The sequence below is a fragment of the Tenacibaculum caenipelagi genome (genome assembly GCF_004363005.1).
In the GTDB taxonomy this organism is placed as follows: Bacteria; Bacteroidota; Bacteroidia; order Flavobacteriales; family Flavobacteriaceae; genus Polaribacter; species Polaribacter caenipelagi.
The window spans coordinates 395,666-408,893 of record NZ_SNYH01000001.1 but is presented as its reverse complement, the minus strand read 5'-3'; the positions used below and the strand labels follow the sequence as shown (position 1 = coordinate 408,893).

Below are 13,228 nucleotides of genomic sequence, written 5' to 3'. Positions count from 1 at the left end.
GAAATGGCAAGAGATTTAAAATATACAAGAAATATAGGTATTGCTGCTCATATTGATGCTGGTAAAACAACAACAACTGAGCGTGTTCTTTTCTATACAGGAGTGTCTCATAAAATTGGAGAGGTTCACGATGGGGCTTCTACAATGGACTGGATGGAACAAGAAGCTGAGAGAGGTATTACTATTACTTCTGCAGCAACTACTTGTACATGGCAATTCCCAACAGAAAATGGAAAGCCTACCGCTGATGCTAAAGGATATCATTTTAATATTATTGATACTCCAGGTCACGTTGATTTTACCGTAGAGGTAAACCGTTCATTACGTGTATTAGACGGATTAGTGTTCTTATTCTCTGCAGTAGATGGAGTTGAGCCACAATCAGAAACTAACTGGCGTTTAGCTGATAACTATAAAGTACCTCGTATTGGTTTCGTTAACAAAATGGACCGTCAAGGAGCTAACTTTTTAGCAGTATGTCAGCAAGTAAAAGATATGTTAAAGTCAAACGCAGTGCCAATCGTTTTAAATATTGGTGATGAAGCAGACTTTAAAGGAATTGTTGATTTAGTTAAAAACCGTGCTATTATTTGGCATGATGATAACTATGGATCAACTTTCGATATTGTAGATATTCCAGAAGAATTAAAAGAAGAAGCTCGTGAGTTACGTGGTAAGTTAATCGAAGAGGTTGCTGCTTATGACGAAAACTTATTAGAGAAATATATGGAAGACGAAGATTCAATTACAGAAGAAGAGGTGCACGCTGCACTTAGAGCTGCTGTAATGGATATGTCTATCATTCCTATGGTATGTGGTTCTTCATTCAAAAATAAAGGTGTTCAGTTCTTATTAGACGCTGTATGTCGTTATTTACCTTCTCCAGTAGATAGAGAAAATATCATCGGTACTAACCCTGATACAGGAGAAGAAGAAACTCGTAAGCCAGATGCAAAAGCACCATTTTCAGCTTTAGCATTTAAAATCGCTACCGATCCTTTCGTAGGTCGTTTAGCATTCTTCCGTGCTTACTCAGGTCGTTTAGATGCAGGTTCTTATGTGTTAAACAACCGTTCAGGTAAAAAAGAGCGTATTTCTCGTATTTACCAAATGCACTCTAACAAGCAAAATGCAATCGATTATATCGAAGCAGGAGATATTGGAGCTGCAGTAGGATTTAAAGATATTAAAACAGGGGATACGTTATCTGATGAGAAACACCCAATCGTTTTAGAATCTATGGATTTCCCAGATCCTGTAATCGGTATCGCTGTTGAGCCTAAAACTAAGGCTGACGTAGATAAATTAGGTATGGCTTTAGCTAAATTAGCTGAAGAAGATCCAACATTTACTGTAAAAACAGATGAAGCTTCAGGGCAAACTGTAATTTCAGGAATGGGTGAGTTACATTTAGATATTATTGTAGACCGTTTAAAGCGTGAGTTTAAGGTTGAAGTAAATCAAGGACAACCACAAGTAGAGTACAAAGAAGCTATTACAGCTACTGCAGATCACAGAGAGGTTTATAAGAAACAATCTGGTGGACGTGGTAAGTTTGCTGACATTGTATTTACTATGGAGCCAGCTGATGAAGGTGTAACAGGATTACAATTTGAGTCTATTATTAAAGGTGGTAACGTTCCTAAGGAATTTGTTCCTTCTGTAGAAAAAGGATTCAAAGAAGCAATGAAAAATGGTCCGTTAGCAGGATACGAAATGGATGCGATGAAGATTACTTTAAAGGATGGATCTTTCCACCCTGTAGATTCTGATCAGTTATCATTCGAATTGGCTGCTAAAATGGGTTATAAAGCTGCTGCAAAAGCTGCAAGAGCTGTAATCATGGAGCCAATGATGAAATTAGAGGTGTTAACTCCAGAAGAAAACATGGGAGACATCGTTGGAGATTTAAATAGAAGACGTGGACAAGTAAATGATATGAGCGATCGTGCTGGATCTAAAGTAGTAAAAGCTATCGTTCCATTATCAGAAATGTTTGGATATGTTACTTCATTAAGAACATTATCTTCAGGTAGAGCAACTTCTACTATGGAATTCTCTCACTATGCAGAGACTCCAAGTAACATTGCTGAAGAAGTAATCGCTAACGCTAAAGGTTAATTAAGATGAGTCAAAAAATTAGAATAAAGTTAAAATCTTACGACTATAATTTAGTAGACAAGTCTGCTGAAAAAATCGTAAAGACAGTAAAGAGTACTGGAGCTGTAGTAAACGGGCCAATTCCTTTACCAACAAATAAAAAGATTTTTACAGTATTACGTTCACCACACGTAAACAAAAAATCTAGAGAGCAATTTCAATTATCTGCTTACAAAAGATTATTAGACATCTATAGTTCATCATCAAAAACTATTGATGCTTTAATGAAACTTGAGTTACCAAGTGGAGTTGAAGTTGAGATCAAAGTATAAGTAAATTAATAACTTTCGGTTTAATTTTGTTAAGCCGAAAGTTTTTTATACTTTTGCACACCGAAATTTAGGTTTTGGTGTGCAAAATTTCTGTAAAATATACAGAAATGACATGTCCTGAGGGTTTCGCGAAGGAAAAATGGTAAAAACAAATTCAGAGTGAAGATGTTTTTCGCTCTTTTTTTTTGAAAAATCCAAAAGGAAAAAATAGAAACATTCGTTTCAAATAATCATTTATTAATAGACGCGCTGGATAAAAGATATCTATTCGTCTGAAAATTAACAAATATGTCTGGGTTAATAGGAAGAAAAATTGGAATGACCAGCTTATTCGATGAGAACGGGAAGAATATTCCTTGTACTGTAATCGAAGCAGGTCCTTGCGTTGTTACCCAAGTCAGAACCGAAGAGGTTGACGGCTATAACGCTTTACAACTTGGTTTCGATGACAAAAAAGCAAAAAGCTCTAATAAAGCTTTAGATGGTCACTTTAAAAAAGCTGGTACATCTGCTAAGAAAAAAGTTGTTGAATTCCAAGAGTTTGATGGTGAGTACAAATTAGGTGACTCAATTACTGTTGAATTATTTACTGAAGGAGAATTCGTTGATGTATCAGGAATTTCTAAAGGTAAAGGATTTCAAGGTGTTGTTAAACGTCATGGTTTTGCCGGAGTTGGACAAGCAACTCACGGTCAACATAACCGTTTAAGAGCTCCTGGTTCAATTGGTGCAGCATCATACCCTGCAAGAGTATTCAAAGGAATGCGTATGGCAGGACGTATGGGTGGAGACAAAGTAAAAGTTCAAAATTTAAGAGTTTTAAAAGTGGTTGCAGATAAGAATCTTATCGTAGTAAAAGGAGCTGTTCCTGGTCACAAAAACTCTTATGTAACTATCGAGAAATAATGAAAGTAGCAGTATTAGATATTACAGGAAAAGATACTGGTAGAAAAGTTGAACTTTCTAACGAGGTATTCGGAATTGAGCCAAATGATCATGCAATTTATTTAGATGTAAAGCAGTATTTGGCAAATCAAAGACAAGGTACTCATAAATCGAAAGAAAGAGCTGAGATTGCTGGTAGTACAAGAAAGATTAAAAAACAAAAGGGAACTGGTACAGCTCGTGCGGGTAGTATCAAATCTCCAGTTTTTAGAGGTGGTGGACGTATTTTCGGTCCAAGACCAAGAAATTATTCTTTTAAATTGAATAAAAACTTAAAGCGTTTAGCACGTAAGTCAGCTTTAAGTATTCAAGCAAAAGAAAACAATTTAGTTGTAATTGAAGACTTCAATTTTGAAGCTCCAAGAACTAAAGAGTTTATCAATGTATTAAAAGCTTTAGAATTAGACGCTAAAAAGTCTTTATTTGTATTAGGTGAAGAAAGTAAAAATGTTTACTTATCATCTCGTAACTTAAAAGGTTCTAAAGTAGTAGATGCTTCAGGAATTAACACTTATAGCGTTTTAAATGCTAATAAAGTTGTAATCGCAGAAAGCTCTCTAGAAGGAATTGAGTCTAATTTAAGTAAATAGGGAAGAAAATGAGTATTTTAATTAAACCTATTATTACAGAGAAAGCTACAAATGATAGCGAGTTAAACAACCGTTATACATTTGTTGTAAACAAAAAAGCTAACAAATTAGAAATCAAAGGAGCTGTTGAAGCTACTTATGGTGTAGCGATTGAGTCTGTAAAAACAATGAATTATCCAGCATTAAGAAAAACTAAATACACTAAAAAAGGTTTAGTATCTGGATTAACAAGTGGATACAAGAAGGCAATCGTTCAGTTAGCTGAAGGAGAAACTATTGATTTTTATAACAATCTTTAAGAAAAGACAGAATGTCAGTTAGAAAATTAAAACCAATAACACCAGGTCAGCGTTTTAGAGTTGTAAATGGGTTCGACACCATTACTACTGATAAGCCGGAGAAATCTTTATTAGCTCCGAAAAAACGATCTGGAGGTCGAAACAGTCAGGGTAGAATGACTACACGTAATATCGGTGGAGGTCACAAGCAAAAATATCGTATTATCGATTTTAAAAGAGATAAGCAAGGTATTCCTGCAACAGTAAAAACTATCGAGTACGATCCAAACCGTACAGCATTTATTGCATTAGTTAGTTATGCTGATGGTGAAAAACGTTATGTAATTGCACAAAACGGTTTAAAAGTAGGTCAAACTATCGTTTCAGGTAAAGAAGCTGCACCAGAAGTTGGTAATGCTATGTACTTAAGCGATATTCCATTAGGAACTACAATTTCTTGTATTGAGTTACACCCAGGACAAGGAGCTGTTATGGCTCGTTCAGCTGGTTCATTTGCTCAATTAATGGCAAGAGATGGTAAGTATGCAACAGTAAAGTTACCTTCAGGTGAAACAAGATTAATCTTATTAACTTGTATGGCAACTATCGGAGTTGTGTCTAACTCAGACCACCAATTATTAGTATCTGGTAAAGCAGGTAGAAGTAGATGGTTAGGTAGAAGACCAAGAACGAATGCTGTTCGTATGAACCCAGTTGATCACCCAATGGGTGGTGGTGAAGGTCGTTCTTCTGGAGGACATCCAAGATCTAGAAACGGTATCCCAGCTAAAGGATTCAAGACAAGATCTAAGACCAAAGCTAGTAACAAGTATATTATAGAACGTAGAAAGAAATAATAAACCATGGCAAGATCATTAAAAAAAGGACCTTACGTTCACTATAAGTTAGAGAAAAAAGTGTTAGCTAACGTAGAAGCAGGAAGCAAATCAGTTATCAAAACTTGGTCTAGAGCAAGTATGATTACTCCAGATTTCGTAGGGCAAACAATTGCAGTTCACAACGGACGTCAGTTTGTACCAGTTTACGTTACTGAAAACATGGTAGGTCATAAATTAGGCGAATTTTCACCAACACGTTCTTTTAGAGGGCACGCTGGTGCAAAAAATAAAGGTAAAAAATAGTAGGAAATTATGGGAAGTCGTAAACATAACATGGCAACACAGTTAAAAGAAGCTAAAAAGTCTAGAGCTTTCGCTAAATTAACTAATTGTCCTACATCACCAAGAAAAATGCGCTTGGTAGCAGATTTAGTAAGAGGAGTTGAAGTTGAAAGAGCTTTACAAATCTTAAAATTTAGTCCAAAAGAAGCATCACGTAACTTAGAAAAGTTATTATTATCAGCAATTGCTAACTGGCAAGCTAAAAATGAAGATGCAAGCATCGAAGATGCTGGATTATATGTAAAATCAATTTGTGTTGATAGCGCAGGTATGTTAAAAAGGTTAAGACCAGCTCCACAAGGGCGTGCACATAGAATTCGTAAGCGTTCTAATCACGTAACTTTAGAGTTAGGGGCTAAAAATAACAGTAATTAATCAAAGTAGAAATGGGACAAAAGACAAATCCAATAGGAAATCGTTTAGGAATTATCAGAGGATGGGAATCTAACTGGTATGGTGGAAATGACTACGGAGATAAGATTGCTGAAGATGATAAAATCAGAAAGTATATCAACGCTCGTTTATCAAAAGCAAGTGTTTCTCGTATTATCATTGAGCGTACTTTAAAACTTGTAACCGTTACTATCACTACTGCACGTCCAGGTATCATTATTGGTAAAGGAGGTCAAGAGGTAGACAAGTTAAAAGAAGAGCTTAAGAAAATTACAGGAAAAGAAGTTCAAATTAACATTTTCGAAATTAAGCGTCCAGAATTAGATGCAAAATTAGTTGCTGCTAGTATCGCACGTCAAATCGAAAACAGAATTTCTTACAAGCGAGCTACTAAAATGGCGATTGCTGCTGCAATGAGAATGAATGCAGAAGGAATTAAAGTGCAATTATCAGGTCGTTTAAACGGAGCTGAAATGGCGCGTTCTGAGCATTACAAAGAAGGAAGAATTCCTCTTTCTACCTTCAGAGCAGACATCGACTACGCACTTGTTGAGTCACATACTACATACGGAAGAATCGGTGTGAAAGTATGGATTATGAAAGGTGAGGTTTATGGAAAACGTGAATTATCTCCATTAGTAGGATTATCTAAGCAAAAAGGTAATTCTTCTAACAAAGGAGGAGGTAATACAAAACGTCAACCTCGCAGAAGAAAATAATTTTTAAAAGAAATTAAAAATGTTACAGCCAAAAAGAGTAAAATACCGTAAGGTACAGAAGGCGAAAGGAAATATGAAAGGTAACTCTGGTAGAGGTACTGAACTTTCTAACGGAATGTTTGGTATTAAATCATTAGACCAGAATTTACTTACCTCTCGTCAAATTGAGGCAGCTCGTATTGCGGCAACTCGTTATATGAAAAGAGAGGGGCAACTTTGGATTAAAATTTTCCCAGATAAACCTATCACTAAGAAACCATTAGAGGTACGTATGGGTAAAGGTAAAGGTGCACCTGATCATTTTGTAGCTGTTGTAAAACCAGGTAGAATTTTGTTTGAAGTTGGTGGAGTACCAATGGAAGTAGCAAAAGAAGCTTTACGTTTAGCAGCTCAAAAACTTCCTGTAAAAACGAAGTTTGTAATAGCAAGAGATTTTGATTATAACGCTTAATTCTATTTAGATCATGAAACAATCAGAAATTAAAGAATTATCAACAGCTGACTTACAAGAAAAGCTAGGGGCGTTGAAGAAAAATTATACTGATCTTAAGATGGCTCACGCCATAACTCCATTGGAAAATCCATTAGAGTTACGTAGCTTAAGAAAAACTGTGGCAAGAATTGCTACAGAGTTAACTAAAAGAGAATTACAATAATTCTAGTCAGTTTTAAAGATGGAAAAAAGAAATCTTAGAAAAGAGAGAATCGGTGTAGTATCTAGCAACAAAATGGAGAAATCTATCGTAGTTAGCGAGGTAAAGAGAGTAAAGCACCCAATGTACGGAAAGTTCGTATTAAAGACTAAGAAGTACGTTGCACATGACGAGAATAACGATTGCAACGAAGGTGATACTGTAAGGATCATGGAAACACGTCCTATGAGTAAATCTAAACGTTGGAGATTAGTAGAAATCCTAGAAAGAGCTAAATAATATGTTACAGACAGAATCAAGATTAAAAGTCGCAGATAACACTGGAGCAAAAGAAGTTTTAGTGATTAGAGTTTTAGGAGGAACAAAAAAGCGTTACGCTAGCGTTGGAGATAAAATCGTTGTTACGGTTAAATCTGCAACTCCAAACGGAACTGTAAAGAAAGGTCAAGTATCTCGTGCAGTTGTTGTTCGTACTAAGAAAGAAGTTAGACGTAAAGACGGATCATATATCAGATTTGATGACAATGCTTGTGTACTTTTAAATCCTTCAGAGGAAATGAGAGGTACACGTGTATTCGGTCCTGTGGCTCGTGAATTACGTGAGAAACAATTTATGAAAATAGTATCATTAGCACCTGAGGTGTTATAAAATCAAATTTTAAAATGAAAAAATTTAAAATTAAATCAGGAGATACTGTTAAAGTTATAGCAGGAGATCACAAAGGATCTGAAGGTAAAGTTTTACAAATTCTTAAAGATAAGGATAGAGTAGTAGTAGAAGGTGTTAATATGGTGTCTAAACACACTAAACCAAGTGCTGCAAATCCACAAGGAGGAATTGTAAAAAAGGAAGCTCCATTACATATATCAAACGTTGCTTTAGTTGAAAACGGTGAAGCAGTAAGAGTAGGTTATAAAGTAGAAGGAGATAAGAAAGTAAGAGTTTCAAAAAAATCAGATAAAGCAATATAACCATGAGTTACGTACCAAGATTAAAAGAAGAGTACAAGAGCAGAGTTATCAAAGCTCTTACTGATGAATTTGGTTATAGCAATGTAATGCAAGTACCTAAATTACAAAAAATCGTTGTAAGTAAAGGTGTTGGTGCAGCTATAGCAGATAAGAAATTAATAGAATATGCTATTGATGAGTTAACTACAATTACAGGTCAAAAAGCAGTATCAACAATTTCTAAAAAAGACGTTGCAAACTTCAAGTTACGTAAAGGAATGCCAATTGGTGCAAAAGTTACGTTAAGAGGAGATAAAATGTACGAATTTTTAGATAGATTAGTTACAGCTTCTTTACCACGTGTAAGAGACTTTAACGGAATCAAAGCAAACGGTTTTGATGGTAGAGGTAATTACAATTTAGGTATTACTGAGCAAATCATCTATCCAGAGATTAATATTGATCAAGTGAAAAAAATTAGTGGTATGGATATTACATTCGTAACATCTGCTAACACTGATAAAGAAGCTAAGTCATTATTAGGAGAATTAGGATTACCATTTAAAAAGAATTAATAAGATGGCTAAAGAATCAATGAAAGCGCGTGAGCGCAAAAGAGCTAAAATGGTTGCTAAGTATGCTGAAAAGAGAAAAGCTTTAAAAGAAGCTGGAGACTACGAAGCATTACAAAAGTTACCTAAAAACGCATCACCAATTAGAATGCACAACCGTTGTAAGCTAACTGGACGTCCAAAAGGATATATGCGTCAGTTCGGAATTTCACGTGTTACTTTCCGTGAAATGGCTAACCAAGGATTAATTCCAGGAGTGAAAAAAGCAAGCTGGTAACAGTACTTTTATACATAAACAAAAGGTGTACAATAATAAAAAGTTGTGCGCCTTTTTGTGTTTAATCAAAATACTAATTTTTATTTTTTTAATTTTTTGAACTCTAGTTTTAAGTAATAAAACACGTATAAGTACTCAATAAATTAATACTCAAAATGATAATTACCAAAAAGGTTTGATTTTCAAAAAGTTTATGTATATTTGCACACTGTTTTTATAGGGTAAATTATGCCTTGTAAGTAAATACTTGTAAAGAGTATAATGCTTATGAGTTTTTACCATAAAAACAAAAAATAAATATTAACTGGTTTCAGGTTTAGTAATTGTAATTTATCACATAAAGTAGAATTGCTAAAAACCAAAACCGCAATTTAATTAACTATGTATACAGATCCAATCGCGGATTTTCTTACTCGTGTGAGAAATGCTATTGCAGCTAACCACAGAGTAGTTGAAGTTCCTGCTTCAAAGTTGAAGAAGGAAATGACGAAAATTTTGTTCGATCAAGGTTACATTTTAAGTTATCAGTTCAATGACGATAAAGTGCAAGGAACTATCAAGATAGCTTTAAAATACGATCGTGATACGAAAGAATCAGTAATCAGAAAGATTCAAAGAATTTCAACACCAGGTTTACGTAAGTACGTTGGCGCTAAAGAAATGCCAAGAGTATTAAACGGTTTAGGTATTGCTATTGTTTCTACATCGAAAGGTGTAATGACAAACAAAAAGGCAAGACAAGAGAACGTTGGTGGAGAAGTATTGTGTTACGTTTACTAAAAAACATTTTGTAAGATGAGTAGAATAGGAAAAAATCCAATCGCATTGCCACAAGGTGTTGAAGTTAAAGTAGACGGAAACGTGGTAACAGTTAAAGGTAAATTAGGAGAATTAACTCAAGAGTTGGCTTCTGATATTACTGTGAAAGTAGAAGATGGTATAATCACTTTAGAAAGACCATCAGATAGTAAAGATCACCGTGCTGCACATGGTTTATACCGTGCTTTAATCAATAACATGGTTGAAGGTGTAAGCAAAGGGTTTACTAAAGAGTTAGAGTTAGTAGGTGTTGGTTATAGAGCATCTAACCAAGGACAAAAATTAGATTTAGCCTTAGGTTTCTCTCATAACATTATTTTAGATTTAGCTCCAGAAGTTAAGGTTGAAACTGTATCTGAAAAAGGTAAGAATCCAATCGTGAAATTAACTTCACATGACAAACAATTAGTAGGTCAGGTTGCAGCAAAAATTCGTTCTTTCCGTAGGCCAGAACCTTACAAAGGAAAAGGAATTAAGTTTGTAGGAGAAGTATTAAGAAGAAAAGCAGGTAAATCTGCATAATAAATAAGAGAAATTATTATGGCATTATCAAAGCTTGAAAGAAGACAACGAATTAAGCATAGAATTAGAAAAATAGTTACTGGTACAGCTGCTAAACCAAGATTATCAGTTTTTAGAAGTAACAAAGAGATCTATGCTCAGTTAATTGATGACGTTGCTGGTGTAACATTAGCATCTGCATCATCAAGAGATAAAGAAATTACATCTAGTTCTAAAGCAGAAGCAGCTACAGCAGTAGGAAAAGCTATCGCTGAAAAAGCTGTAAAAGCTGGGGTTGATACTGTTGCTTTTGATCGTAATGGGTATTTATACCACGGTAGAGTTAAAGTATTAGCAGACGCTGCTAGAGAAGCTGGTTTAAAATTTTAAGAAATTATATTATGTTAGGATATAAAAACGTAGAAAGAGTAAAACCAAGCGGATTAGAGCTTGTAGATAAATTAGTAGGAGTACAACGTGTTACCAAAGTAACTAAAGGAGGTAGAGCATTTGGTTTTTCTGCTATCGTAGTTGTTGGAGATGGTAACGGTGTTGTAGGTCACGGATTAGGGAAATCTAAAGATGTTTCTTCAGCAATTGCAAAAGCAGTTGAAGATGCAAAGAAAAACTTAGTACGTATTCCTATTTTAGACGGAACATTACCACACGAACAAAAAGGTAAGTTTGGTGGAGCGAAAGTATTCATCAAGCCAGCTTCACATGGTACCGGAGTTATTGCCGGAGGTGCTGTGCGTTCAGTATTAGAATCTGTTGGTATTAAAGACGTATTATCAAAATCTCAAGGATCATCAAATCCTCATAACGTAGTAAAAGCAACTTTTGATGCTTTGTTACAATTACGTAGCGCAGCAACTATTGCTAAGCAAAGAGGTATATCTTTAGAGAAAGTTTTTAACGGTTAAAATTTAAGACGATGAGTAAAATTAGAATTACACAAGTAAAAAGTAAAATCGGTCGCCTTAAAAATCAAAAAAGAACGTTAGAGGCGTTAGGTTTACGTAAAATGAACCAAACTGTAGAGCATGATGCAACGGCTACAATTTTGGGTATGGTAAATAAAGTTCAACACTTAGTTTCTGTAGAAGAAATTAAATAAGATAATAAAAGATGAGTTTACACAACTTAAAGCCAGCAGTTGGAGCGACTAAGAACAAAGGGAAGCGTCTTGGACGTGGAGAAGGTTCTGGTAAAGCAACTACTGCAGGAAGAGGACACAAAGGAGCTAAATCTCGTTCTGGTTATTCTCGTAAGATAGGATTTGAAGGAGGACAGATGCCACTTCAAAGACGTGTGCCTAAATTTGGTTTCACTAACATTAATCGTAAAGAATATGTTGGTATAAATTTAGACAAATTACAATCATTAGTAGATAACGGAAAGATAACAGATACAGTTAATTTAGATATTTTAGTAGAAAATAGATTAGCTCGTAAAAACGACTTAATAAAGATATTAGGTGGTGGCGAGTTAAAAGCTAAATTAAATATAACTGTACATAAATTTACTGCATCAGCTAAGGCAGCTATTGAAGCGGCAGGTGGTGAAGCAGTTACCTTATAAGAATTGTAAATGATGAATTTTATAAATACTTTAAAAGACATTTGGAAGATTGAAGAGTTAAAAGAAAAGTTACTTTTAACTTTAGGTTTAATTGCTGTTTACCGTTTTATGGCAGCGGTTCCTTTACCAGGAATTGACCCAACACAATTAACAGCATTAAAAGACAGTACTTCTAGTGGGCTTTTAGGTTTATTAAACGCATTTACAGGTGGGGCATTTGCTAGAGCGTCAGTAATGGCACTAGGTATAATGCCTTACATTTCTGCATCTATTGTAGTTCAGTTAATGGGTATTGCGGTACCATATTTACAAAAATTACAAAAGGATGGAGAAAGTGGACGTAAGAAGATTACGCAAATTACAAGATGGCTTACAATTGCTATTACCTTGTTTCAAGCACCAACCTATATTGGAGTAATCCAAAATCAAATGGGATTAGGACCTGAAGCATTTTTAGTAACTGGAGCAACATTTTGGATATCATCTATTATTCTTTTAAGTGCAGGAACAATTTTTGCAATGTGGTTAGGAGAGCGTATTACTGATAAAGGAGTTGGTAATGGTATATCATTATTAATTACTGTAGGTATTATAGCAAACTTCCCAGCTGCATTTATTCAAGAGTTGGTTTCTAAACAAACTGCTGGAGCAGGAGGAATTATGGTGATTTTAATCGAATTAATAGTTTGGTTTGTAGTAATCTTGTTAACCGTTTTATTAGTTACCGCAGTACGTAAAGTTGCAGTTCAATACGCACGTCGTACAGCAGTTACAAACATTAAAGATGTTGATGGCGCTAGACAGTACATTCCATTAAAATTGAATGCTGCTGGAGTAATGCCTATTATCTTTGCACAAGCTATTATGTTTTTACCAATAGCATTAGGGCAAAAGTACCCAGCATTAAACAGTTTAACTGATAATTTCGGTTTATGGTATAACGTTATATTTGCGTTGTTAATTATTGTCTTCAGTTACTTTTACACTGCAATTACTATTCCTACGAATAAAATGGCAGAAGATTTAAAAAGAAGTAATGGCTTTGTTCCAGGGTATAAACCAGGTGAAGAAACAGCTAGCTTTTTAGACTCGGTATTGTCAAAAATTACTTTACCAGGTTCTATATTCTTAGCAGCTTTATCTGTATTACCTGCAATTATAATTAAGTTTGGTGTTACCCAAAATTGGGCAATGTTTTACGGAGGAACATCTCTAATCATTATGGTAGGAGTTGCAATAGACACAATTCAGCAAATAAACTCGTATTTATTAAACAGTCGTTACGACGGATTAATGAAAACAGGTAGCAGTAGTAATAGAAAATCATTAAAATAAT

23 protein-coding genes are annotated in these 13,228 nt (G+C 34.8%); all 23 read left to right on the top strand.

Annotation, left to right across the window (positions count from 1 at the left end; translation table 11 throughout):
- The first annotated feature begins 3 nt into the window (after nt 1–3).
- The 23 genes from fusA (at nt 4) to secY (ending at nt 13,227) form a co-directional block, all read left to right on the top strand.
- Nucleotides 4–2,121, top strand: coding sequence for an elongation factor G (gene fusA, locus DFQ07_RS01840; protein WP_133534568.1), 2,118 nt, complete (start codon nt 4–6; stop codon nt 2,119–2,121).
- A gap of 5 nt (nt 2,122–2,126) precedes the next feature.
- Nucleotides 2,127–2,432, top strand: coding sequence for a 30S ribosomal protein S10 (rpsJ, locus tag DFQ07_RS01835; RefSeq protein WP_024740605.1), 306 nt, complete (start codon nt 2,127–2,129; stop codon nt 2,430–2,432).
- A 288-nt stretch (nt 2,433–2,720) separates the two neighbouring features.
- The gene (gene rplC, locus DFQ07_RS01830) at nt 2,721–3,338 is read left to right on the top strand and encodes a 50S ribosomal protein L3 (protein ID WP_133534567.1); all 618 of its coding nucleotides are present in this window, start codon (nt 2,721–2,723) and stop codon (nt 3,336–3,338) included.
- Nucleotides 3,338–3,967 carry a 50S ribosomal protein L4 gene (gene rplD, locus DFQ07_RS01825; RefSeq protein WP_133534566.1) on the top strand — a complete coding sequence of 210 codons (630 nt, stop codon included), beginning with the start codon at nt 3,338–3,340 and terminating at the stop codon, nt 3,965–3,967. Before rplC ends, rplD begins: the two co-directional genes overlap by 1 nt.
- Before the next feature lie 8 nt (nt 3,968–3,975).
- Nucleotides 3,976–4,266 carry a 50S ribosomal protein L23 gene (rplW, locus tag DFQ07_RS01820; protein WP_133534565.1) on the top strand — a complete coding sequence of 97 codons (291 nt, stop codon included), beginning with the start codon at nt 3,976–3,978 and terminating at the stop codon, nt 4,264–4,266.
- Between the two features lie 11 nt (nt 4,267–4,277).
- Nucleotides 4,278–5,102: a 50S ribosomal protein L2 gene (rplB, locus tag DFQ07_RS01815; RefSeq protein ID WP_133534564.1), complete on the top strand. Its 825-nt coding sequence runs from the start codon at nt 4,278–4,280 to the stop codon at nt 5,100–5,102.
- A gap of 6 nt (nt 5,103–5,108) precedes the next feature.
- On the top strand, nt 5,109–5,387 hold the full coding sequence (rpsS, locus tag DFQ07_RS01810) for a 30S ribosomal protein S19 (RefSeq protein ID WP_028890729.1): 279 nt from the start codon (nt 5,109–5,111) through the stop codon (nt 5,385–5,387).
- Between the two features lie 9 nt (nt 5,388–5,396).
- Nucleotides 5,397–5,801 (top strand): 50S ribosomal protein L22, encoded by a 405-nt coding sequence (rplV, locus tag DFQ07_RS01805; RefSeq protein ID WP_133534563.1) that lies wholly within the window; start codon nt 5,397–5,399, stop codon nt 5,799–5,801.
- Between the two features lie 11 nt (nt 5,802–5,812).
- Complete coding sequence (gene rpsC, locus DFQ07_RS01800; protein WP_133534562.1) at nt 5,813–6,538, top strand: 30S ribosomal protein S3; 726 nt, start codon at nt 5,813–5,815, stop codon at nt 6,536–6,538.
- Between the two features lie 19 nt (nt 6,539–6,557).
- The gene (gene rplP, locus DFQ07_RS01795; protein WP_133534561.1) at nt 6,558–6,989 is read left to right on the top strand and encodes a 50S ribosomal protein L16; all 432 of its coding nucleotides are present in this window, start codon (nt 6,558–6,560) and stop codon (nt 6,987–6,989) included.
- A 13-nt stretch (nt 6,990–7,002) separates the two neighbouring features.
- Nucleotides 7,003–7,194, top strand: a complete 192-nt coding sequence (gene rpmC, locus DFQ07_RS01790) for a 50S ribosomal protein L29 (RefSeq protein ID WP_028890733.1) — start codon at nt 7,003–7,005, stop codon at nt 7,192–7,194.
- 18 nt (nt 7,195–7,212) lie between these two features.
- Nucleotides 7,213–7,470 (top strand): 30S ribosomal protein S17, encoded by a 258-nt coding sequence (rpsQ, locus tag DFQ07_RS01785; protein WP_028890734.1) that lies wholly within the window; start codon nt 7,213–7,215, stop codon nt 7,468–7,470.
- Nucleotide 7,471: 1 nt separating this feature from the next.
- Nucleotides 7,472–7,840, top strand: coding sequence for a 50S ribosomal protein L14 (rplN, locus tag DFQ07_RS01780; RefSeq protein WP_028890735.1), 369 nt, complete (start codon nt 7,472–7,474; stop codon nt 7,838–7,840).
- Nucleotides 7,841–7,854: 14 nt separating this feature from the next.
- Nucleotides 7,855–8,163: a 50S ribosomal protein L24 gene (rplX, locus tag DFQ07_RS01775; RefSeq protein ID WP_133534560.1), complete on the top strand. Its 309-nt coding sequence runs from the start codon at nt 7,855–7,857 to the stop codon at nt 8,161–8,163.
- Between the two features lie 2 nt (nt 8,164–8,165).
- Nucleotides 8,166–8,717 (top strand): 50S ribosomal protein L5, encoded by a 552-nt coding sequence (gene rplE, locus DFQ07_RS01770; protein WP_028890737.1) that lies wholly within the window; start codon nt 8,166–8,168, stop codon nt 8,715–8,717.
- Nucleotides 8,718–8,721: 4 nt separating this feature from the next.
- Entirely contained in the window at nt 8,722–8,991 is a 270-nt protein-coding gene (gene rpsN / locus DFQ07_RS01765) for a 30S ribosomal protein S14 (RefSeq protein ID WP_028890738.1), read from the top strand.
- Between the two features lie 381 nt (nt 8,992–9,372).
- Entirely contained in the window at nt 9,373–9,771 is a 399-nt protein-coding gene (gene rpsH, locus DFQ07_RS01760; RefSeq protein WP_028890739.1) for a 30S ribosomal protein S8, read from the top strand.
- 15 nt (nt 9,772–9,786) lie between these two features.
- Nucleotides 9,787–10,332: a 50S ribosomal protein L6 gene (rplF, locus tag DFQ07_RS01755; RefSeq protein WP_133534559.1), complete on the top strand. Its 546-nt coding sequence runs from the start codon at nt 9,787–9,789 to the stop codon at nt 10,330–10,332.
- A gap of 18 nt (nt 10,333–10,350) precedes the next feature.
- Nucleotides 10,351–10,701 (top strand): 50S ribosomal protein L18, encoded by a 351-nt coding sequence (rplR, locus tag DFQ07_RS01750; RefSeq protein WP_133534558.1) that lies wholly within the window; start codon nt 10,351–10,353, stop codon nt 10,699–10,701.
- 11 nt (nt 10,702–10,712) lie between these two features.
- Nucleotides 10,713–11,234 (top strand): 30S ribosomal protein S5, encoded by a 522-nt coding sequence (rpsE, locus tag DFQ07_RS01745; protein ID WP_394346847.1) that lies wholly within the window; start codon nt 10,713–10,715, stop codon nt 11,232–11,234.
- Between the two features lie 11 nt (nt 11,235–11,245).
- A complete protein-coding gene (gene rpmD, locus DFQ07_RS01740; protein WP_133534556.1) occupies nt 11,246–11,428 on the top strand; it encodes a 50S ribosomal protein L30 in 183 nt (60 codons plus the stop codon).
- 11 nt (nt 11,429–11,439) lie between these two features.
- Nucleotides 11,440–11,892, top strand: a complete 453-nt coding sequence (gene rplO, locus DFQ07_RS01735; protein ID WP_133534555.1) for a 50S ribosomal protein L15 — start codon at nt 11,440–11,442, stop codon at nt 11,890–11,892.
- Between the two features lie 12 nt (nt 11,893–11,904).
- On the top strand, nt 11,905–13,227 hold the full coding sequence (secY, locus tag DFQ07_RS01730; RefSeq protein WP_133534901.1) for a preprotein translocase subunit SecY: 1,323 nt from the start codon (nt 11,905–11,907) through the stop codon (nt 13,225–13,227).
- Nucleotide 13,228: the final 1 nt, after the last annotated feature.